General features: G+C 67.7%; 19 protein-coding genes. 7 read left to right on the forward strand and 12 right to left on the reverse strand.

Annotated features, from left to right (window positions below):
- Positions 1 to 29 precede the first annotated feature (29 nt).
- Complete coding sequence (locus tag HTY53_RS09795) at positions 30 to 2,597, forward strand: hybrid sensor histidine kinase/response regulator (RefSeq protein ID WP_174106311.1); 2,568 nt, start codon at positions 30 to 32, stop codon at positions 2,595 to 2,597.
- A 31-nt stretch (positions 2,598 to 2,628) separates the two neighbouring features.
- Here HTY53_RS09795 and HTY53_RS09800 read toward each other — a convergent pair whose 3' ends face one another.
- Positions 2,629 to 2,877, reverse strand: coding sequence for a hypothetical protein (locus HTY53_RS09800; protein WP_174106312.1), 249 nt, complete (start codon positions 2,875 to 2,877; stop codon positions 2,629 to 2,631).
- Positions 2,878 to 3,329: 452 nt separating this feature from the next.
- Here HTY53_RS09800 and aqpZ point away from each other — a divergent pair, with 452 nt between their 5' ends.
- The gene (gene aqpZ, locus HTY53_RS09805) at positions 3,330 to 4,028 is read left to right on the forward strand and encodes an aquaporin Z (protein ID WP_174106313.1); all 699 of its coding nucleotides are present in this window, start codon (positions 3,330 to 3,332) and stop codon (positions 4,026 to 4,028) included.
- Between the two features lie 95 nt (positions 4,029 to 4,123).
- On the opposite strand, the gene HTY53_RS09810 is transcribed toward aqpZ, so the two are convergent.
- A complete protein-coding gene (locus HTY53_RS09810) occupies positions 4,124 to 4,849 on the reverse strand; it encodes a glutathione S-transferase family protein (RefSeq protein WP_174106314.1) in 726 nt (241 codons plus the stop codon).
- Between the two features lie 137 nt (positions 4,850 to 4,986).
- Between HTY53_RS09810 and HTY53_RS09815 the strand changes: the two genes are divergently transcribed.
- From HTY53_RS09815 to HTY53_RS09825, 3 genes are all read left to right on the forward strand, one after another.
- On the forward strand, positions 4,987 to 5,874 hold the full coding sequence (locus HTY53_RS09815; protein ID WP_174106446.1) for a LysR substrate-binding domain-containing protein: 888 nt from the start codon (positions 4,987 to 4,989) through the stop codon (positions 5,872 to 5,874).
- A 228-nt stretch (positions 5,875 to 6,102) separates the two neighbouring features.
- Complete coding sequence (locus tag HTY53_RS09820) at positions 6,103 to 7,662, forward strand: methyl-accepting chemotaxis protein (RefSeq protein ID WP_174106315.1); 1,560 nt, start codon at positions 6,103 to 6,105, stop codon at positions 7,660 to 7,662.
- Positions 7,663 to 7,903: 241 nt separating this feature from the next.
- Complete coding sequence (locus tag HTY53_RS09825) at positions 7,904 to 8,416, forward strand: DUF3597 domain-containing protein (RefSeq protein ID WP_174106316.1); 513 nt, start codon at positions 7,904 to 7,906, stop codon at positions 8,414 to 8,416.
- Between the two features lie 71 nt (positions 8,417 to 8,487).
- Here HTY53_RS09825 and HTY53_RS09830 read toward each other — a convergent pair whose 3' ends face one another.
- From HTY53_RS09830 to HTY53_RS09860, 7 genes are all read right to left on the reverse strand, one after another.
- The gene (locus tag HTY53_RS09830) at positions 8,488 to 9,966 is read right to left on the reverse strand and encodes a M81 family metallopeptidase (RefSeq protein WP_174106317.1); all 1,479 of its coding nucleotides are present in this window, start codon (positions 9,964 to 9,966) and stop codon (positions 8,488 to 8,490) included.
- 53 nt (positions 9,967 to 10,019) lie between these two features.
- Positions 10,020 to 11,321 carry a Zn-dependent hydrolase gene (locus tag HTY53_RS09835; protein WP_254599890.1) on the reverse strand — a complete coding sequence of 434 codons (1,302 nt, stop codon included), beginning with the start codon at positions 11,319 to 11,321 and terminating at the stop codon, positions 10,020 to 10,022.
- A gap of 33 nt (positions 11,322 to 11,354) precedes the next feature.
- The gene (locus HTY53_RS09840; RefSeq protein ID WP_174106448.1) at positions 11,355 to 12,056 is read right to left on the reverse strand and encodes an ABC transporter ATP-binding protein; all 702 of its coding nucleotides are present in this window, start codon (positions 12,054 to 12,056) and stop codon (positions 11,355 to 11,357) included.
- A gap of 2 nt (positions 12,057 to 12,058) precedes the next feature.
- Entirely contained in the window at positions 12,059 to 12,826 is a 768-nt protein-coding gene (locus HTY53_RS09845) for an ABC transporter ATP-binding protein (protein ID WP_174106318.1), read from the reverse strand.
- The gene (locus HTY53_RS09850; protein ID WP_174106449.1) at positions 12,823 to 13,848 is read right to left on the reverse strand and encodes a branched-chain amino acid ABC transporter permease; all 1,026 of its coding nucleotides are present in this window, start codon (positions 13,846 to 13,848) and stop codon (positions 12,823 to 12,825) included. Before HTY53_RS09850 ends, HTY53_RS09845 begins: the two co-directional genes overlap by 4 nt.
- Positions 13,848 to 14,705 (reverse strand): branched-chain amino acid ABC transporter permease, encoded by an 858-nt coding sequence (locus HTY53_RS09855; protein ID WP_174106319.1) that lies wholly within the window; start codon positions 14,703 to 14,705, stop codon positions 13,848 to 13,850. The genes HTY53_RS09850 and HTY53_RS09855 overlap by 1 nt, the downstream gene beginning before the upstream one ends.
- A gap of 197 nt (positions 14,706 to 14,902) precedes the next feature.
- Positions 14,903 to 16,105 carry an ABC transporter substrate-binding protein gene (locus HTY53_RS09860; RefSeq protein WP_149319557.1) on the reverse strand — a complete coding sequence of 401 codons (1,203 nt, stop codon included), beginning with the start codon at positions 16,103 to 16,105 and terminating at the stop codon, positions 14,903 to 14,905.
- A 312-nt stretch (positions 16,106 to 16,417) separates the two neighbouring features.
- Here HTY53_RS09860 and HTY53_RS09865 point away from each other — a divergent pair, with 312 nt between their 5' ends.
- Positions 16,418 to 17,257, forward strand: a complete 840-nt coding sequence (locus HTY53_RS09865; RefSeq protein WP_053823510.1) for a FadR/GntR family transcriptional regulator — start codon at positions 16,418 to 16,420, stop codon at positions 17,255 to 17,257.
- Between the two features lie 31 nt (positions 17,258 to 17,288).
- Here the strand turns inward: HTY53_RS09865 and HTY53_RS09870 are convergent, their stop codons facing one another.
- Positions 17,289 to 18,215, reverse strand: coding sequence for a tripartite tricarboxylate transporter substrate binding protein (locus HTY53_RS09870; RefSeq protein WP_174106450.1), 927 nt, complete (start codon positions 18,213 to 18,215; stop codon positions 17,289 to 17,291).
- Positions 18,216 to 18,459: 244 nt separating this feature from the next.
- Positions 18,460 to 19,290: an IclR family transcriptional regulator gene (locus HTY53_RS09875; RefSeq protein WP_174106320.1), complete on the reverse strand. Its 831-nt coding sequence runs from the start codon at positions 19,288 to 19,290 to the stop codon at positions 18,460 to 18,462.
- A gap of 217 nt (positions 19,291 to 19,507) precedes the next feature.
- Here HTY53_RS09875 and HTY53_RS09880 point away from each other — a divergent pair, with 217 nt between their 5' ends.
- Positions 19,508 to 20,065: a MarR family winged helix-turn-helix transcriptional regulator gene (locus tag HTY53_RS09880; protein ID WP_174106321.1), complete on the forward strand. Its 558-nt coding sequence runs from the start codon at positions 19,508 to 19,510 to the stop codon at positions 20,063 to 20,065.
- Positions 20,066 to 20,175: 110 nt separating this feature from the next.
- Here HTY53_RS09880 and HTY53_RS09885 read toward each other — a convergent pair whose 3' ends face one another.
- A complete protein-coding gene (locus HTY53_RS09885) occupies positions 20,176 to 21,612 on the reverse strand; it encodes an MFS transporter (protein ID WP_174106322.1) in 1,437 nt (478 codons plus the stop codon).
- Positions 21,613 to 21,745 lie beyond the last annotated feature (133 nt).

The following is a 21,745-nucleotide window of genomic DNA, read 5'->3' on the forward strand; positions in this document are numbered from 1 at the left end:
TCTCCCTGTCGCCACTCTCGCTTCACACCATGCCACTCCTGGCAGAACATCACGACTGTTCCGGCTGGCACGGCGAAATGGCCCAGCGCATCGGCGCGTTCGACTGGTCCACCACCGAGCTTGGTCCGATCGACAGCTGGAAGCCCAGCCTGTGCGCCGCGGTCCGGCTTCTGCTTGCCTCGCCGGTGCCGATGGTGATGTTGTGGGGCCAACAGGGCTACATGATCTACAACGATGCCTACGCCGTGTTCGCGGGCGGCCGGCATCCGTATCTGCTCGGCTGCCCGGTCGAGCTGGGCTGGCCCGAGGTGGCCGACTTCAACCGACACGTGATGCAGACATGCCTGGCCGGCGGCACGCTGTCCTTCCGCGACAAGGAACTGGTGCTGCTGCGCAACGGACGTCCCGAGGACGTCTGGATGGATCTCTATTACAGCCCGGTGGCCAATGACGACGGCGTCCCGGCCGGCGTGCTCGCGGTGGTGGTCGAAACCACCGAGCGCGTGCTGACCGAGCGCTGGCGGCAGGAAGCCGAGAGCGCGTTGCAGCAGGCCAACGAACGGCTGCAACTGGCGCTCAACACCGGCGCGGTGCTGGGCACCTGGGTCTGGGACATCGCCTCGGACACCTTGACCGGTGACGAACGCTTCGCACGGACCTTCTCGGTCGGGCTGGCGCAGGCGGTGCAGGGCGTGCCCCGCGAAATCATCAACGCCGTGATCCACCCCGACGACATCGCGGAGCTCGCCCGCCTGACCGACGAGGCGATCCGCACCGGCGCGCCGTTCCGCGCCGAATACCGGATCCGGCGCGCGCACGACAGCTATCTGTGGGTCCAGGCCAACGGCCAGTGCGAGTTCGACTCGCATGGCGAGCCTTACCGCTTCCCGGGCGTGCTGATCGACATCGACGAGCGCAAGCTGGCCGAGCAGGCGCTGCGACAGCTGACCGAGACGCTGGAAAAACGCATCGCCGACGCGATCGCGGCGCGCGCGCTGGCCGAGGGCCAGTTGCGCCAGGCGCAAAAGATGGAGGCGATCGGCAACCTGACCGGCGGCATCGCCCACGACTTCAACAACGTGCTGCAGGTCATCAGCGGCAATCTGCAGATGCTCGCCGCCGAAGCCGGCGACAACCCGATCGCGCAGGGCCGCATCGCGACCGCCGCCAACGCGGTGCGCCGCGGCGCCAAGCTGGCCTCCCATCTGCTGGCCTTTGCGCGCCGCCAGCCGTTGTCGCCGGCAGTGATCAACCCCGGCCGACTGATCGGCGGCATGGCGGAGATCCTGCATCGCGCGCTGGGCGAGGCGATCAAGGTCGAAACCCGGACGCCCGACGACCTGTGGAACGTCAAGGCCGACCGCAACCAGCTCGAGAACGCGCTGCTGAACCTCGCCATCAACGGCCGCGACGCGATGCGCGGCGGCGGCACGCTGACCATCTCGGCCGCCAATATCGTGCTCGATGGCGTGCCCTCACCCGACGCCGGCGCCGACACCTGGACCGCCAACGCGCCGGAACGGCCGGACGGCGACTACGTGGTCTTCCGCGTGTCCGACACCGGCACCGGCATGACGGCCGACGTGCTGGAACACGCCTTCGAACCGTTCTTCACCACCAAGGCGGACGGCCACGGCACCGGCCTGGGCCTGAGCATGGTGTTCGGCTTCGTCAAGCAGAGCGGCGGCCATATCGCGATCCAGAGCACGGTCGGCCGCGGCACCACCGTGCAGATGTTCTTTCCGCGCTGCCTCGAAGCCGAGACGCCCGAGGCCGCCGAACAGGAACCCGCGCCGGTGGGCGGTGGAGAGACGATCCTGGTGGTCGAGGACGATCCCGATGTGCGCATCACCGCCGTCGAGATGCTGGCCCAGCTGGGCTATCGCGTGCGCATCGCCCCCAATGGCGACGCCGCCTGGTCGCTGATCGACAGCGGCATCGGCATCGACCTGCTGTTTACCGACGTGATCATGCCCGGCACGATCAAGGGCGGCGAACTGGCGCGCCGCGCCGCGCAGCGCCGGCCGCCGATTCCGGTGCTGTTCGCCTCCGGTTATACGCGCGACGAGATCTTCCACCTCGGCAAGCTCGACCACGGCGTGACGCTGCTGAACAAACCCTATCGGCGCGACGATCTGGCCCGGGCGGTGCGGGCCGTGCTGGACGCGCATCGCCGCAACAGCGGTCCGTCGCCGGTCCAGCTCTCCCCGTCCGCGCGGGATGGCGTGGCCGCTGCCGTCCTGCTGGTCGAGGACGACGTGCCGTCGCGCGAGGCGATGCAGGAAGTCCTGCAAGGTTTCGGTCTCGATTGCGCCGCGGCGGGCTCGGCGGAAGAAGCGCTGCAGCTGGCGGGCGCGCGGCGCTTCGATGTGCTGCTGACCGATATCACGCTGCCCGGCATGGCCGGCGACGCGCTGGCGGTGGCGCTGCGCGCCCAGCAACCGCATATCGACGTGGTGCTGATGACCGGCTATGGCGCCGGTGCCGACCTGCAGGAGCCGATCGCCGGCGCCCGCGTGCTGGGCAAGCCGATCGATTTGTCGACGCTGCGGCGCGAACTCGGTCCGTGGATGGGCGATATCGAAGCGGTGCAGTAAGCCGGCGCAGCCGCCGGCATCCTGCCGCGACCTAGCGCGGCGGCGGCCGCCGCTTGTACCAGGCATAGCCTGGCTCGACATCGGCCGCCCCTGGATGCCCGACGCTATACGGATTCTCCGACACCATCGTCACGAACCCGACCGGCTCCCCGGCGCGCTGCCGCGCCCGCAGCGCCTCGCAACGCGCCAGCACGGCGGCCAGCTGATCGGAGCCGTAGTCCTCGGCATGCGCGGTAGGCGCGCCGTCGGGGTCGTAGGTGGTCCAATAGACTTTGTACATACGGCTCTCGCAATGGCATCGTCGCGGCACCCTGCCGGCTCGCCAGCCGACACACATCCAAAATCTTCGGCGCCGGTGGGTGCGTTGTCATGCTGCGACGCGGCGCGGTCCAATGGCGGCGACCGTCCCATCGAGACAACGCACGGCGCGCGTTCGGTTTCGGCTTCGAGCCGAAGACAGCCTGACATTGCCGATCGAATGCCTTCCTCCCACCAGTGCTTCTTTCTGACAGCTAGCGTTCGAGTACATCGGCTGGCACGACAGCATTCGCGATCGCGCGGCTCGAGGCCCGGTCCATTAACCTCGTCAATTGTGAACGACTGCAAAGAGTGCGCTTTGAGTCATGACATTGCCGTAAGCGGCACCTAGAATCCACCCGCACGCTGCGACCTATCGGACGTCGCCCCCGCGTGTCCGTGCGGCGCGCCACATTCAAATCGGGAGAAGGATCCATGCACTTCAAGCGCCCCCTTGCCGAGGCCTTCGGCACGTTCTGGCTCGTATTCGGCGGCTGCGGCTCGGCCGTTCTGGCGGCCGCCTTTCCGCACCTGGGCATCGGCTTTGCCGGCGTCTCGCTGGCCTTCGGCCTGACCGTGCTGACCATGGCCTATGCGGTGGGTCCGGTGTCGGGCTGCCACCTGAATCCGGCCGTGACGGTCGGCCTGGCGACCGCGGGCCGCTTCCCGTGGAAGGAAGCGCCGGTCTATATCGTGGCGCAGGTGATCGGCGGCGCGCTCGCCGCGCTGGTGCTGCTGCAGCTGATGGACGCCAAGCCCGGCTTTGACGTCACCGTCAGCGGCCTGGCCGCCAACGGCTTCGACGCCGGCTCGCCGTCGGGCTTCGGCATGATGCCGGTGTTCGCCACCGAGGTGCTGGCCACCTTCTTCTTCGTGCTGATCATCCTGGGCGCGACGTCGCAACGCGCGCACGGCGCGCTGGCCCCGCTTGCCATCGGCCTGTGCCTGACGCTGATCCACCTGGTGACGATCCCGGTGTCGAACACCTCGGTCAACCCGGCCCGCTCGACCGGCCCCGCGCTGATGGTGGGCGGCATGGCCATGCATCAGCTGTGGCTGTTCTGGGTGGCGCCGATCGTCGGGGCGATCGCCGCCGGCGTGGTCGGCCGCGTGCTGTACAGCGACGACGAATAAGCGACAGGGGTAACGACAGAGATAGCGACTGAGATAGCGACAGAGACAGCAACAGCGATGGCCCGGCGCCATATGCCGCCGGGCCCTTCACCGCTTCAGGCTGCCAGGCGCTGCTCGCGCTTGGCGACGATTTCCGCCCAGGCCTGCTCCAGGTCGACGTGACCGACGAAGCCGCCGGCCGACTTCACTTCCCCTTCCGCCTCGATCCCATGCGCGAAGCGCACCGCCGGATCGTCCTGCAGTTGCCGATAGAGCCGGTCCAGGTTCGGATAGTCGGCACGGTTCACCACCCCGTGATAGTCGGTCCAGCGCGCAATGCCGGCGAAGTAGGCATCGGCCACCGTGCGCCGATCGCCCAGCAGCCACGGACGATCGCCCAGCATCGCGTCCAGCTGCGCATGCGCCTTCTTCACCTTGGCCGTGCCGTATTCACGCAGCACCGCCTTGGTGGTGTCGTCGCTGGCGTGTTCATACAGATGCCACAGCGGCACGAAGGCGTTGAAGAACGTCGTGTTCAGGTAAGCCAGCATCTGGTTGAGCCGGTCGAATTCCGGCGTACCCTGGGCAAAGCCGATCGACGCCTCGATGCCGCGTGCGCCGATCCAGTTCATGATGGCCATGCTTTCCGTCACGATCGCGCCGGTATCGGTGGCCAACGCCGGGGTTTCGCCCACCGGGTTGATGCGACGGAAGGCTTCGCTGGTGACAACCTCGGGCATCTCGATCCGGCTCAGCCGATACGGCTGGCCGAGCCATTCGAGCGCCACGATGGAACCGAACGAGCAGCCCGACGGGACGCCATAGAACAGGATGGGGGTCATTGTTTTCTCCGATCAAAGGGCCCGAACGCCGGGCCGACGGAGAGACTATAGATTTGTAGACATTGGAGCGGTAGTCGGTAAAAATTCAACGCAACGTCCATATTCATGGACTTTGATATGAGTTGCCCCCGACTTCGATGCTCAATCTGAACGACCTTTCCCTGTTTGTCGCCGCCGTGGAACATGGCGGCTTTGCGGCGGCCTCCCGGCAGCTCGGCATTCCGAAGTCGACGCTGAGCAAGCGTGTGGCCGAACTCGAGCAGCGGCTGGAGGCGCGGCTGATCCACCGGAGTTCCCGCAGCTTTACGCTGACCGATGTCGGCCGTGCCTTCCACGAGCACGCGCGCGCCGCGCTGATCGAGGCCGAGGCCGCGCATGACGTGGTGCGCCAGCGCGCCGCCGAGCCGAGCGGCACGGTGCGGCTGACTACCTCGGTGCCGGTCGCGCAGCAGACGTTGGCACCGCGGCTGCCCGAACTGGCGATCGCTTACCCCAGGCTGCATATCCAGCTGGACGTGTCCGACCGCTTCGTCGATGTCGCGGAGGAGGGCTACGACCTCGCGATCCGCAGCCATTTCACGCCGCTGCCCGACTCCGAGCTGGTGCAGCGGCTGCTGTCGTCCGAGCCGATCGTCCTCGTCGCCGCACCACGCTATCTCGACGCTGCCGGCCCCTTGCAGACGCCCGAGGCGCTGGCCGGCCACGACGCGCTGCTGACGGGTCCGATGGCGACAAGCTGGCGACTGGACCGCGATGGCGAGACGGTTGCGGTCAGTCCGCGCCGGCGCATGACCGCCAACGAATCGACCGCGCTGCTGAGCGCGGCCGTGGCCGGTCTGGGCGTGGCTTGCCTGCCCTTGTCGGTCTGCCGGGCGGCCCTGCAGCGCGGCGAGGTGGTGCGCGTACTGCCCGATTGGACTGCGGGCCGCGTGATGACCTCGATCGTGATGCCGCATCGGCGCGGGCAGCTGCCGGGGGTACGGGCAGTGGTCGAATTTCTGGTCGAATGCTTCGCCGACGAGTGAGCTGAACCGATCGGTTTCCCGTCTCTTTTCTCCTCGTCTTTCTTCTCCCGACTGCCCCGTCTCCGCTCAAGTTTTCCCGTCAATTGCCGTTGTCTGACATCGACCCCCGAAGCAATCGTCAGCGAACGGGCGGCAACACAAAAGCGAACAGAGCGAAACCGCATCTGCGCGCGGCATGTCCGCGCGCTTTTCGTTTCGCCGCGATTCAATGTCCATCAGGTAGAAGAAATGAAAAACTTGGGAATAGGGGCGCGCCTTGGCATCGGCTTTGGCGTGGTATTGCTGCTGTCCACGCTGATGACCGGACTAGGTGTCCTGCGGCTGCAGCAGGTTGCGGAACGCACGCATGACATGATGCAGCAGCCGCTGGCGAAGGAACGGCTGGTCAGCGACTGGTATCGCTACATGCATACCAGCGTGCGCCGCACCACCGCGGTGGCCAAGAGCTCGGATCCGACGCTCGGCGCGTTCTTCGCGAACGAAACCAAGGCCTCGGTCAAGGCGATTGCCGATCTGCGCGACAAGATCGAGCCGATGCTGACCACCGATGCGGAAAAGCAGGCCTTCCAGACCATCCTGCGCGTGCGCGACCCGTACAACAACTCGCGCGACAAGATCACCACGCTCAAGCAGGAAGGCCTGACGGACGAAGCGAATGCCGTGCTGGAAAAGGAATTCGTGCCGGCCGGCGACGCCTACCTCGGCGAAATCCAGAAGCTGCTCGACATCCAGCGCGCCAGCATCGACGCCACCGCGCGCGACATCCAGGCTGTCTACCAGACCGCGCGCAGCCGGCTGATCGCGCTTGGCGTGCTGGTGCTGGGCATCGGCATCGCGTTCTCGATCTGGCTGACCCGCGGCATCACGCGTCCGCTGCATCGCGCGGTGAACATCGCGCGCACCGTTGCCGCCGGCGACCTCAGCGCCCGCATCGACGTCGACAGCAAGGATGAGACCGGCCAGCTGCTGCAGGCTCTCGCCGAGATGAACGGCAACCTGCTGCGCATCGTCAACGAGGTGCGCGTCGGCACCGAAGCCATCGCGACGGGCACCAGCCAGATCGCCAGCGGCAACACCGACCTGTCGCAACGTACCGAGGAGCAGGCCGCCTCGCTGCAGGAGACGGCATCGAGCATGGAGCAGCTGACCAGCATCGTTCGCCAGAACGCCGACAACGCCAAGCAGGCCAGCCGGCTGGCGGTCGACGCCTCCGACATCGCGGTCAAGGGCGGCAATGTGGTCGGCCAGGTGGTCGACACCATGGACGAAATCCACGGCGCGTCGAAGAAGGTCACCGACATCATCGCGGTGATCGAGAGCATCGCCTTCCAGACCAATATCCTGGCGCTGAACGCCGCGGTCGAAGCCGCGCGCGCCGGCGAACAGGGCCGCGGCTTCGCGGTGGTTGCCGGCGAGGTGCGCAGCCTCGCGCAGCGCAGCGCCACCGCAGCCAAGGAGATCAAGTCGCTGATCGACGCCTCCGCCGAGCGCGTCGAGAAGGGGTCGCAGCTGGTCTCCGAAGCGGGCCAAACCATGGACGAGATCGTGGGCGCGGTCAAACGCGTCACCGACATCATGGGAGAGATCAGCGCGGCCTCGGCCGAGCAGAGCGCCGGCATCGAGCAGGTGAACCAGGCGGTCACGCAGATGGACACCGTGACGCAGCAGAACGCCGCGCTGGTGGAGCAGGCGGCGGCAGCGGCGGGCTCGCTGGAGGAGCAGGCCCAGCGGCTGAAGCAGGCGGTGTCGACGTTCCGGCTCGGTACGGCGCAGATGACGATCGCCTGATCGACGCAGTGACAAGCCGGACGGGCCGCGATGCGGCCCGTCTGCTTTGGCGCGCTCAATAAAAGCGGCAATCCTTGTCAAAAGTACCCGCCTAGCCGAGACCGCCTCACGACGGCATCGGCTGTGGCGCCGTGGCGCGGATCCTGCGTGGTGGCGTGGCGCAGCCCGAACTTTGGGCTGCCCCCTGCACAGCCGAGTACATCGCAGCACTTGGCAGCACATCGCAACCGGAGGATCTGCAATGAGCATCTTTGGCGAAATCCTGAACAGGCTGCGCGGCAAGGCGCGGCCCGAGCCTTCCACGCAGGCGTCCACGCAGGCGCAGCAGCCGCAGACCGGCACTGCGGGCCAGCCGCAGACCGGCGCGACCGGTCAGACGCAGGGGGCCGCGCCCCCGGCCACGGCACCAGTGACGGCGGGCACCGGCGGCGGGAACACCACGGCCGGCGGTACCGCGGCCGGAACCGCGACCGGAGCAGCAAGCGCGCCGCTGTCGGAGGTCGACGTCGAGAAGATCCTCGATGACCTGGCCCAGCAGAGCGGCCAGAAGCTGAACTGGCGCACGTCGATCGTCGACACGATGAAGGCGCTCGGGCTCGACAGCAGCCTGGAGCACCGCAAGGAGCTCGCCCGCGAACTGCAATACAACGGCGACATGAACGACTCGGCCGCCATGAACACGTGGCTGCACAAGCGCGTGATGCAGGAACTGGCCCGGAACGGCGGCAAACTGCCGCCGGAATTGCGCGATTGATGCTCTCCGCGGCGGACCGAGCGAGAGATGCGGGCCGATGGATCGGCCCGCCCTCCTTTATCGCGGGCGTTTTACGGCCAGCGCGTGTCGGGATCGAGCGGATAGACCGGCCGCGCTACGCGCTGGAACGGGAAGCGCTCGTAGCGCGAGCTGGTCACCCCCTCGCCGTCGCATTCGACCACGGCGCGTGCGATCGGCACGAACACTGGCCGGCAGTACATGCGCGATTTCAGCAGCAGGAAACGGGCGCGATGCGGGTCTACGCCGATATGCGTGAAGATGCCGAGGTCCCAATGCTCCTGCGGCGTTTCGACGATCACGATCTGCGCCGCGCCGATATCGAGCAGGGCGCTGCGCCCCATGCGGATGCGCTGGCCGGTATAGGTGGGACCGCTGATCACGTATTCGCCGTCGCCGAGCGCGGCGACCTTGCCGGTCAACGGTTTCGATTGCGGATAGACGCCGAGCTGGGTCAAGGCGACTTTGTCGCCGACCGGCAGCGTCACCGTGGCGCCCACGCCGGCAGCGACCAATGCCGCCACCGCTTCCGGATCGCACACCGGCCCGACCGCAATGCCTGTCAGGCCCTGCGCCAACGCTTCGTGCAGCACGGCCATGTTGTCGCAAGTGCCGCCGGACATGCAGTTGTCGCCGTGATCGAGCAATAGCACCGGGCCCTCCCCCGGCGCGTTGGCGAGTTCGCCAGCACGTGCGATGGACTTGGCCAGCGGCTCGCTGTCGTAGACGAAGCCGGGGCGATCGTCCCAGATCTGCTGCGCAATGCGTTGCGCGACCGCGTCGGCAGCCGCTGCATCGCCGTCGCCGACCACGATCACGCTCAGGCAAGGCGCAGCGATATCGGCCAGGCCGAAGCCGGCCAGCACCGACACCCCCAGCATGCCTTCCGCCTCCGCCTGCTTGGCCAGCGCCAGGGCGCGCTGCATCGCGCCCTGATCGGTGCGGCTGCACAACGTATGCGTCAGCAGCGGCAAGCGGCGCCAGGCGACCACCGGCCTGGTACGGCCCGCGATATGGTCCAGCAGCAGCCGGCCCGCGTGCTCGCCGGTCTCGTACATGTCCACGTGCGGATAGGTCTTGAAGCTGACCGCCACGTCGACATGGTCGATCAGCTTCTGCGTAATGTTGCCGTGCAGGTCCAGCGCGACCGCGATCGGCGCGTCGGGCAGCACGGCCCGCAGCCGTTCGAGCAAGTCGCCCTCGCCGTCGTCGCTGTTCTCGGCCACCATCGCGCCGTGCAGGTCCAGCATCACCGCGTCGCAGCCCGGCGCGGCCTCGACGATCGCGTCGCACAGCGCGGTATAGGCCTGCGCCGCGACGCGGCCGCTCGGATTGGCGCCGGCGATGACCGGAACGACGATCTGCGCGCCGGTGGCCTCGGCAAGATCGATAAAGGCGCCGGCCGCAGTGCGCGTGCCGCGCGCGGCGCGGTAGCCGTCCTCGCCATAACGCGGATCGAACGACGCCAGCGGCGTGGGCACCGGCGAGAAGGTATTGGTCTCGTGGTTCAGGCGGGCGATCAGGATTTTCATCGCGGGGTCCGGTTGATACGGCGGTGGATCGGAGGCCGTGCCAGGCAGAGGCGTCAGCCCCGACGCGCGGCGTCGAGCATCGCGTGCAGCAGCACATTGGCGCCCGCTTCCAGATGCTCGGGGCGCGCGTCTTCGATCTCGTTATGGCTGATGCCATCCTTGCAGGGCACAAAGATCATCGCGGTCGGCGCGACTCGGGCCAGATAGACGGCATCGTGGCCGGCGCCGCTGACCACTTCCATTGCCGACAGCCCCAGTTGCGCGGCGCCGTCGCGCACAGCCTGCACCAGCCGCGGCTCGAAGGGCTGCGGCGGGAAGTAGACCACCTGCCTGACGTCGATATCGATGCCCGAGCGCGCGGACAGCGCGTGGCAGGCGTGATGCAATGCGGCGTCCATCGCCGACAGCACGGTGTCGTCGGCCGCGCGCAGGTCCACTGTCATCGACACGCGTCCGGGGATCACGTTGCGCGAATCGGGATGGACCGACAGGCAGCCGACCGTGCCGCGTCCGTGCGGAGGATGGTCCAGCGCGATGCGATTGACGATGCCGACCAGTTCCGACGCCGCCAGCAGTGCGTCGCGCCGCAGCGCCATCGGCGTCGGGCCGGCATGCGCCTCCATGCCGGTCAGCACCACGTCATACCAGCGTTGCCCGAGGGCGCCCGTGACCACGCCGATCACCGTGTCGTTCGCTTCGAGCACCGGTCCCTGTTCGATATGGGCTTCGAAATACGCGCCCACTGCGCGGCCGCCGACCGGTTCCTCTCCCGCATAGCCGATCTCGCGCAGCGCGTCGCCGACGCGCACCCCATCGCGGTCCGTTTGCGCCAGCACATGATCCAGCGCGAATTCGCCGATGAAGGCGCCCGAGCCCATCATCACCGGCACGAAGCGCGAGCCCTCTTCGTTGGTCCATACCGCGACCTCGAGCGGCGCATCGGTGACGATGCCGGCGTCGGCGAGTGTGCGCAACACCTCGAGCCCGGCCAGCACGCCATAGTTGCCGTCGAACTTGCCGCCGGTCGGTTGCGTATCGATATGGCTGCCGGTCATCACCGGAGGCAGCGTGTCGTCGCGGCCGGGCCGGCGTGCAAAGATGTTGCCGATCGCATCGACGCGTACCGTGCAGCCGATCGCCTTCGCCTCGGCAACGAAGAAGTCGCGCCCCTGGCGATCAAGGTCAGTCAGCGCGAGCCGGCAGACGCCGCCTTTGGGCGTCGCGCCGATCTGCGCCAGCCGCATCAACGCGTCCCACAGGCGGGCGCCGTCGATACGCAGCGCCGCGGTGCCGGCCTGTGCGTTGCCGCCCTGTGCGGTCCCGGCCCGGGTGTTGTTGGTGGTGTCTTCTGCCATGTCCGTCGACTCTCGTCCGCTACGTCGTTCCATTCAGGCCGCCAGGCCGACGCCGAGGTAGCGGTCCTTGACCGCCTCGTCGGCGATGAACTCGGCATTGCTGCCGGTGTAGACCACCGCGCCCTGTTCGATGATCACGTGCCGATCGGCCAGCTGCGTGCAGACCTCCAGGTTCTGTTCGACCAGAAGAATCGGCACGCCGGCCGCGCGGATCGCCTTCAACTGCGCGACGATCTCCTCGACGATCACCGGTGCCAGCCCTTCCACGGGTTCGTCCAGCATCAGCAGACGGGGATGATTCATCAGCGCGCGGGCAATGGCCAGCATCTGCTGCTCCCCGCCCGAGAGATTCGCGCCGCTGTTGCGGCGGCGCTCGCGCAGGCGCGGAAATATCTGGTACACGTCGTGTAGTTGCCACGGAGAATCGCGCCGGGCACCGAGCTTCAGGTTCTCCTCGACGGTCAGCAGCTTGAAGATGCCGCGATGCTCCGGCACGAAGCAAAGCCCCTGCGCGGCAATGCGATGGGGCGGCAGTCCGGTGATATCGTTGCCGCGAAACAGCACGCGGCCACCGCGCGGCGGCACCACGCCGGCGATCGCCTTCAGCGTAGTGGACTTGCCTGCGCCGTTGCGTCCCAGCAGCGTGACCAGCTCGCCCTCGCCCACCGCGAGCGACACGCCCTGCAGCACGTGGCTCTTGCCGTAGTAGCCGTGGATGCCTTGCACATCGAGCATCGTCATCGCTGCCCTCCGGTGATCATGTTGCCCAGATAAGCGGCGCGCACGCGTGGGTCGCCGCGCACGCTGTCGGGCGGGCCTTCCATCAGCACCTTGCCCTGCTGCATCACGGTGATGGTGTCGGAGATGTCCATCACGATGTCCATATTGTGTTCGATCAGCACGACGGTATGGTCCTCTGCCAGCCCGCGGATCAGCCGCTTCATCGCACCAAGATCGTCGACGCCCATGCCCGAGGTCGGCTCGTCGAGGAAGATCGCGCGCGGCCGCGCGGCGAGCGCCATGCCGACTTCGAGCCGGCGTTGCTGGCCGTGCGACAGCGCACCGGCCACCGCATCGGCGACGCGGGCCAGCTCCAGCCGCTGCAGCACGCGCTCGACGGTATCGGCGCAAGCGAGCTCGCCCACCGGCCGGCGCCAGCAGTTCATCGCGCGCCGCGGCTGCGTGCCGAGCGCCGCCAGCCGCAGGTTCTCGCGCACCGACAGGCTGGGGAACAGACTGGTGACCTGGAACGAGCGCGCGATGCCCCGCTGCACGCGCTGATAGTCGGTCTCGCCGGTGACGTCGTGTCCATCGAAGACGATACGCCCGCTGGTGACGCTGCGCGTGCCGGTCAGCATATGGAACAGCGTGGTCTTGCCGGCGCCGTTCGGCCCGATCACCGAATGCACGGTGCCCGGCATCACGCGCAGATCCACGCCGCCAAGGGCCATGAACTTGCCGTACTGCTTGACCACGCCGGTGGCCTCGAGGATCGGGGCGGTCATGCGCGTTCCTCCCTTGCGGTGACTGCTTCCGTGGCGACTCCCGCGGCGGCTTCCGTGTCGGGGCCGATCGCGGCCGGCTCGCGGCGGATGCCGCGCAGCCGCAGCCAGATCGTCGTGCCCAGGCCCCACAGGCCGCGCTGCATGAACAGGCTGACCGCGATCAGCAGGAAGCCGAGCAGCATCAGCCAGCGCGGCCACAGCGTCGACAGCCAGTCGGCCAGCAGCACATAAAAGGCGGCGCCCAGCACCGAGGCGAACACGTTGGCGGTACCGCCGATCACCGTCATGATCAGGATCATCTCGCTGACGTGGTAGTCGATATTGGCCAGCGGCGCGATGCCGGTCAGCATCGCGTGCAGGCCGCCGGCAAGGCCCGTCACCGCGCCCGAGATCACGAAGGCCAGCAGCTTGAATGCCTTGACGTTGTAGCCGACCGCGAGCGCACGCTCCTCGTTGTCGCGGATCGCCAGCAGCGTGCGGCCGAACACCGAATCGGTGACGCGCAGCACCAGGAAAAACACCAACAGGAACAGCACCGCGACGAAGCCGTAGAACTGCCACGGCGAGGCGAGCGACAGCAGCTCGCGGCCGGCAATCGACAGCGCGGGCCGGGGAATGTCCAGCAGGCCGTTGTCGCCGCCCGTCAGCGACGGCACCGAATAGGCCAGGAAATAGAACATCTGCGAGAACGCCAGCGTCAGCATCACGAAGTAGGTGCCGCGCTGCCGGATCGAGAACCAGCCGACCAGCGCCGCCGCAACCGCGCCGATGGCGATCGCCAGGGCCAGCGACAGCGGCACGGGCAAGGCGATGCGGGTCAGGGCGAGCCCCAGCGAATAGCTGCCCAGACCGAAGAAGATGCCCTGGCCGAACGACAGCAGGCCCGTATAGCCGAGCAGCAGATTGCAGGCCATCACCGCCATCGCGTAGATCAGCACCTCGGTCGCCAGCGTGCCGGAGCGCAGGGTCAGCGGCAGCAGCAGCGTGACGGCCAGCGCCAGCCACCAGAATCGATACGCCATCATCCTCTCCCCAGCAGGCCGTGCGGACGCAGCAGCAGCACCGCGGCCATCGCGACATAGATCATCAGCCGCGCGCCCTCGGGCCACAGCGTGCTCATCAGGCTTTGCACCACGCCGACCAGCAGCCCGCCGATCAGCGCGCCGGTGAAGCTGCCCATGCCGCCGACCACCACCACGATGAAGGCGACGCCCAGCGCCTCGACGCCCATGAACGGTTCGGCGCCGCGGATTGGTGCGGCCAGCACGCCGGCGATCGCGGCCGTGGCCGCGCCGAGCGCGAACATCAGGCTGAACAGCCGGAACACGTTGATGCCGAGCAGCGACACCATCTCGGTCGACTCGCTGCCGGCACGCACCGCGCTGCCCAGCCGCGTGCCCTCCAGCAGCCACCACAGTGCCACCGCCAGCAGCGCGGTGAAGGCGATCACGAACAGCCGGTACTTCGGATAGATGAAGTCGCCCCACATCACCACGCCCTGCAGCGCGTCGGGCGGCGGCACGTCGACGCCGAGCGGGCCCCAGCCGACGATGATCAGCTCCTGCACCGCGAGCGCGAGGCCCACCGTCACCAGAATGTGGAACTCATGGGGCTGGGCGTAGACGTGGCGCAGCATCACGCGCTCGATCAGCCAGGCGAGTGCACCGATCATCAGCGGGGCGAGCACCAGCGCGGCCCAGAAGTTCATGCCCAGCTGCAGCGCCTGGAAGCACAGATAGGCGCCGAGCGCATAGAAGGCTCCGTGCGCGAAATTGACGAAGCGCAGCAGGCCGAAGACGATCGACAGGCCGACAGCCAGCAGGAAATACAGCATGCCGATGCCGATGCCGTTGATGACCTGCAACAGGTAGACGTTCATGAAGCGCTTTTCGCTTTTGCTGTCGCGTTGGATAGCGCCCTCTGACCACTGAAAGGCGCAACGTTCTCCCTCTCCCCATCAGGGGGAGAGGGTTGGGGAGAGGGGGTTGCGAAGCGCGGTAGTCCTGCAATCGCCCCTTGCCCTCTCCCCCGCCCCTCTCCCGCAAGCGGGAGAGGGGAGAAGACCGGCAGGGTCGTTTACGCCATCTTGCACTGGGTCTGCTCGGGCGGCAGGAACGCCTTGCCGACGCTGATCACGTCGGCGTAGTCGTCCTTGTCCTTCATCCTGGCCTTGGCCTTGCCCTTGAGCAGGTAGTAGTTCTTCAGCACCTGGTGGTCGGCCGCGCGGATTTCCTCGGGGCCGGTCAGCCCCTCGTACTTGAGCCCTTCCATCGCTGCGATCACGGCCTTCGGATCGGCGCTGCCGGCCTTGACCATCGCGTCGAGCATCAGCTTGGTGCAGATGTACGAGCCGGCCAGGCTGTAGTTGGGATTGGATTTGAACGTTGCCTTGCAGCGCTGCACCAGATCGCGGTTCAGCGGCGTATCGACGCCGTGCCAGTATTGCGCGCCAAAATAGACGCCGTCGCACAGGTCCGCACCGAGCGATTCGAACTGCTCCAGCCCGGACGCCCAGGCCAGCAGGATCGTGGTGTTCTTCTTCATGCCGAAGCTGACGGCCTGGCGCAGCGTGTCGGCCGATTGCGAGCCGAAGTTCAGGATCAGCAGCACGTCGGGCTTGGCCGCGATCGCGTTGGTCAGATAGCCGCTGAATTCCTTCTCGTTGAGCGCGTGGTAGCTGTTGCCCACGTGCTCGATGCCCTTCTCCTTGAAGATATTCTTTGCCGCCGACAACAAGCCCTCGCCGAACACGTATTGCGGCGTGATCGTGTACCAGCGCTTCGCCTTGGGCATCGACTCGATCAGCGGCCGCACGGTGCGCTCGATCGCGCCGTAGGTCGGCACCGACCAGCGGAAGGTCGCGCGGTTGCAGTCCTTGCCGGTGATCTCGTCGGCGCCGGCGGTGGTGACGAAGACCCCGCCGAACTTCTCGGCCTCCTTGCCCATTGCCAGCGACTCCGACGACAGGATGCCGCCAGCGAAGTAGCGCGCGTTCTTCTGCTGCGCCAGCTCCTGCACCTTGCGCACCGCGGTGGCGGGCTTGCCCTCGGTATCGAGCACGCTGTAGCGCAATGGTTTGCCGAGCACCTTGCCGTACTGCTCGACGATCAGCTTCATGCCGAGGTCGGCGAACTTGCCGTTGGCCGCGAACGGGCCGGACATCGGCACCGGGCAACCGAGTTCGATCGCGTCGTCGGCGGCCAGCACGGCGCCGGCACGCAGCAGGGAAGCGGGAACGGCGGCCAGCGCGCCGAGTTTGAGCACGTCACGACGATTCAAAGCTCACTCCTTGGATCTGTGGGGTCCATCGAAAGGGAAGGTCCGGCACGCGACAGGATCGCAACAGCGCTACAGCAAGAATCGAACCCGTTTATTCTATTTATACGTATAAACTGGTTGAAGGCATCATAGGAGCCGGTTTGCGCGACTGTCAATGAAGCGCCGGTCAGGGTTTACCTGCGCCCGCGGACGCGAACCGGATGCGCGATGGCGGTGCCGCGCGCACCGCGATGGACCGCCGCGCGAGTTGCACTGCGCCGGCGCAGCGCATGCCGCACAGGCATGGCGCTCAAACGAAAGGAAGGACAATCCATGGTGACGTTTCGCGGCGCGAAGGCGCCGGCTCTGGCGATTCGCAAACAGAAGCGCGCCGATCTGGTCGCGGAGGAACTGAAGCGCCTGATCACCGAGCGCGATCTGAAGCCGGGCGACAAGCTGCCCCAGGAGATCAAGCTGCAGCAGACCTTCGGCGTCAGCAAGAGCACGATTCGGGAAGCGCTGAAGTCGCTCGAGGTGCAGGGGCTGATCAGCGTCAGCACCGGCCCGGCCGGCGGCGGCACCATCGTCGAGGTGCCGCTCGATCGCACCTTCCAGCTGATGCAGAACTATCTGTTCTTCAAGGACGTCGGCATCGCGGACGTCTATACCGTACGCCGTCTGCTCGAGCCGGAGCTGGCCGCCGGCGCGGTGCCGCATCTGACCGAGGACGACTTCCGCGCGCTCGAACACACGATCGACCTGTGCGACCCCACCTCGGCCTCGGCGGCGGCGCCGCTGGACCAGCGCCAGGAGGACCTGAGTTTTCACGACATCCTGGCCGCCGCCAATCCCAATCCGATGCTGCGTTTCTGCTGCGAGCTGATCAACGAGATGCTGCGGCAGCTGGTGGTGTTCGGCAACGACACGCCGGCCTGCGAGCACGAGAAGTTCGGCGCGTCCAATGTCCGCTTCCACAAGAAGATCGTGGCGGCGGCCCGCGCGCGCGATGCCGAGCAGGTCCGCAAGCTGATGGCCGCGCATATGCAGGACTGCACGCGCCATATCACGCGGATGAACGGGCGCGTGCACGGGCGCCTGGTGCTCGATTCGGAATTGCCGCGCCGGTCGCTGGTAGTGCGCCCGCGCGACCGCGAGCCCGAGCAGGCGGGTTGAGAACGCGCGTCGGGCGCGCGGTGTCTCCTCTCTATTCGGCCTTGATGCCGTTCGCGCGGATCAGCTCGGCCCAGCTCGCGGTTTCTTCCCGGATTCGTGTCGCCAGCGCTTCCGGCGTGCTCGCCTGCGGCTCCATGCCCTGGCGCTGCAAGTCCGCCCGCACCGCCGGCGTCGCGAGAACGGTGCGCACCGCCTCGTGCAACTGCGCGACCGTCTCGGCCGGCGTCGCCCGCGGAGCCAGCATCGCGTACCACGAACTGACCTCGATACCGGCCATGCCCTGCTCCGCCATCGATGGGATGTTCGGCGCGGCAGGCGAGCGCCTGGCCTGCGTCACGGCGAGCGCGCGCAGCGCGCCCGACTGGATGAACGGCGCCAGCGTCGGCAGCGTGCCGAGCAGGATCGGCACCTGGCCGCCGACCACATCGTTCAGCGCTTGCGTCGTGCCCTTGTAAGGAACATGCAGCAGCGCCACGCCGGCCTTCTGGCGAAACAGCTCGCCGGCCAGGTGCAGTCCGCTGCCGACACCAGGGCTGGCATAGCCAAGCGGCGTGCCGTCGCGCTGGGCGGTCCTCGCCAGCGCAACCAGTTCGGCAACCGAGTTCGCCTTGACCGACGGATGGACCGCCAGCACATTCGGCGAACTGGCCAGCAGCGACACCGGGCGGAAGTCGCGCTCGACGCGGTAGGGCAGCTGCGGCATCAGCGTCGGATAGATCGTCAGATTGCCGGCGGGCGCGATCAACACCGTACAACCGTCGCCGGCCGCGCGCCGCACCGCGTCGATGCCGATATTGCCGTTCGCGCCCGGCTTGTTGTCGACGATCACGGTGCGGCCCTGGCCGCGCTGCATGCCGTGGGCCAGCGTGCGGGCCAGCAGATCGGCCGGGCCGCCAGCGGGGAACGGCACCACGATGCGGGTCGTCGCGCAGGCCGTGGCGGCATTGGCCGGCGGCATGCCGGCCGCGATGGCGGCCGTCAGGACAGAGGCTGCGACAACGGTCGCGGCAAAGGCCGGGGCGAAGGTGCGGCGCGGCTGCGTCGGCCGATGGTTTGCCGCCACTGTCGCCGCCACTGTTGCCGCGACTATTGCCGCGCCTGTTGCCTCGACTGTCGCAGCCACCGTCCCCGCCTGGGGCATGCCCCGCTTCATCGTGCTCTCCTGCGTCCGCGGCCAGCCGGCCGCTCTTTCCGATTGGCGGCTAGCCGCGATGCAGCGGCACCACCTTGCCCTCGTCCTGCGGCCGATAGTCGAGCAGGCGCGACAGCTCGAGCGCCGCTCCCCGTACCTTCTCGACCAGCGTATCGAGCCTGGTCGGATCGATCTTCGCCGCCGGAATGGTCACGCCCATCGCCGCCACCACCTTGCCGCTGCGATCGCGCACCGGCGCGGCGATGCTCGAAATGCTGGCCTCGAAGAAACCTTCCTGCAGCACATAGCCGCGCTCGCGGTCGCGCTGCACCATGTCGAACAATTCCTCGACCGTCCTCGGCGTGCTGTCGGAGAACACTTCGAGCTGCGGCTCCGGATAGAGCTGCCGCAGCTCGGCCATGGTCAGGTCCTCGAGCAGCACGCGTCCCAGCACGGTGGCGTGCGCCGGCAGCCGTGTGCCGACGTTGACGGTGCTGGCGAACGGCGTCGGCGCCACCGACTTGGCCACATAGACGATCGAGCGGCCGTCGCGCACCACCAGATTGCAAGGCAGCTGGATGTCGTCGCGCAGCCGCTCCAGCAGCGGCCGGCCCAGTTCGGTCAGCTCCAGCGAGGCCAGGTATTCGAAGCCCAGCCGCAACACGGCCATGCCGAGCCTGAATTCACGCCCGCCGTCGGTGCGCTCGACGAAGCCCATCATCTCCAGCGTGGCCAGCAGGCGGAACACGGTCGAGCGCGGAATCTGCAGGCGCCGCGCCAGTTCGGCCGCCGACAGCGTGCGGTCGGTACGGCTGAACTCGCCGAGCAGCCGCAGGCCGCGCTCCAGGCCGGGCACGATGTACCGTTCCTGGGAATCGTCGGGCAGGGAAGCGTTGTTCATGATCGGTTCTCGAATTCTCGGGTGCGTTCCATCCAGATAATCGACACTCATATAACACGCCGACGCGGGGAACGGAAAGCACCGAGCGGCCCCGTCTCCTTTGTGGAATGGCGCGCGACTTCAGAATCGCTGCCTTCGCCGCGCCGCATCCGATCTGTAGCCGCCGATCCCTGTGCGACAATCGCCGCCCATCTCCCCTTCGATCCAGGCCGATACGATGAAGACATCTGCAGAGGTCAGCCGCCAGGGCGCCGCCGGAACACGCGAGGCGCGCACGCCCTGGACCGGGCTCGATGAACAGGGAACCGGCCTGACGGTCGACGATTTCCTGACCACGATGCTGAGTCAACTGGTCAACGCGTTGCGGCGGACCGTGACCCAGCCCTATGCCGAACAGTTCGACCTGACCGTGCCGGAATGGCGCCTGCTGGCGCTGCTGGCGCATGCGGGGGAACTGCCGTTCGCCGAACTGGTGGTGCAGTCGACCTCGGACAAGGCCCTGGTCAGCCGCACGCTGCGCCTGCTCGAACAGCGCGGGCTGGTGAAGCTGACCAGCGCAGGCAATACGCCCCGCAAGAAGCTGTTCTGCAGCATCACGCGCGCCGGCATGGCCCTGCACGACCAGGTCATTCCGCTGGCGCGGCGCCATCAGGCCGCGGTACTCCGCTTGCTGGACACCGGGGAGCGCGAGGCGCTTTATCGGGCGCTGCGGAAATTGCACGCGCAATGCGTGATGGGCCCGGGGGTGGACCCGAGTAGCGCGATCGCAAGGTAGGACACGGCGTCGCCACCGTGCATGCGAGGGCCCAGCGGCATTGGCACCTGGCCGCCGAGCAAGTCGCCGGATTTCCGCCTGCGCGGGAACGACGAGACGGGACAACACTTTCACGCCTCGAGCTGCTCCAGCACCTTGCCCTTGGTCTCGATGCCGAGCCAGTGCACCGTCAGCGCCGCCGCGAACGGCACCAGCGCGAGCGCATAGAAGGCGCTGCTCAGATCGCCGCTGCCGATGGTGCCGGCGATCAGCGTCGGCGCGAAGATCGCCGCGATCTTCAGCCAGGCGCCGCCGAATCCGCAGCCCATCGCCCGCACGCTGGTCGGATACAGCTCCGGCGTATAGACATAGGCGGTGATGAAGCCGCTGGCGAGGAAACCCATCGCGAACGCGCACAGGGTCGCCACCACATAGACCGACTGCGCATGCAGCAGCCCGGCCAGCGCCAGCGACAGCGCGCACAGCACGAACGACACGTTGATCACCGGCTTGCGGCCGACCTTGTCGACCACCATCGCGCAGACCAGCGAGCCGACCACGCCCAGCACCGAGGCCCCGGCCGCCAGGTTCAGCGCCAGCTGCAGCGGCGCATGATAGACCGTCTTGTAGATCGTCGGCAGCCAGGTCGACAGGCCGTACTGGATGAAGCCGCAGGTCGCCCACAGCATCCACACCGCCAGCGTGCGGCCCCGGTAGGGACCGCTGAGCAGATCACGCACGCGCCGCTTCGGGTGCCGGGCGGCCATCGCATCGAACGCGGCGACATCGCCGACCGGCGGCAGCGGCGTGCGCGCATGCGATTCGAAGGCGCGCACCGCGCGGTCCGCCTCGGCCATGCGGTTCTTCTCGGCCAGCCAGCGCGGCGACTCGGGAATGATCTTGCGCAGCACGAAGAACAGCACGATCGGCACGCCGCCGATGAAGTACATCACCTCCCAGCCGTAGCGCGGCACCAGCCAGGCACCGGCGCCGTTCGATACCAGCAGGCCGATCGGGAACACCACCTCGTACAGCAGCACGAAACGCCCGCGGCCATGCGCGCGCGTGACCTCGTTGATATAAGTCGCCGCGACCGGGAGCTCGCCGCCGAGGCCCAGGCCCTGCACGATCCGCAGCAGCGCGAAGAGCTCGAACGACGGCGCAAAGCCGCAGGCGATGCTCATCAGGCCGATGATGCCGGCGCTCCAGGCGATCGAGTGCAGCCGGCCATAGCGCTCGGCCAGCCACGGGAAGAACAGCGCGCCGACCAGTTGCCCGACCGAGGGCGCGGCGATCAGGAAGCCGATCTGGCCCGGCGTCAGCGACCACTGCGCGATCAGCAGCGGCAGCGTGGCCGCGATCGCGATCACGTCGAAGCCGTCGAAGAAGGTCGCCAGCCCGATCAGCAGCCGCGCCTTCACGTGCATCAGGTTGTTCGGCAGACGCTCGATGCGGGCGACGATCTGGCCGCGGGTCACGCCACCCGCAGCTTCGGCGGCCGTGGCGTTCGTGGCGGACGCGCCAGCGCCAGCGCCGGTGGCCTCACCGTCCGCGCCGCCGCGAAACATGGCCGTGGCCGGCCCTGGAACACTGGCGGGGGCCAGCTCTTGTCTTTCTGTCAACACGATGCTTGCTTCCTGAATTTGCCATGGCCGGTCCGCGGCCGTGGCGCGGACCTGTTGTGGGAACGGACGGTGAGGG

Source organism: Cupriavidus gilardii (assembly GCF_013314895.1).
In the GTDB taxonomy this organism is placed as follows: Bacteria; Pseudomonadota; Gammaproteobacteria; order Burkholderiales; family Burkholderiaceae; genus Cupriavidus; species Cupriavidus gilardii_C.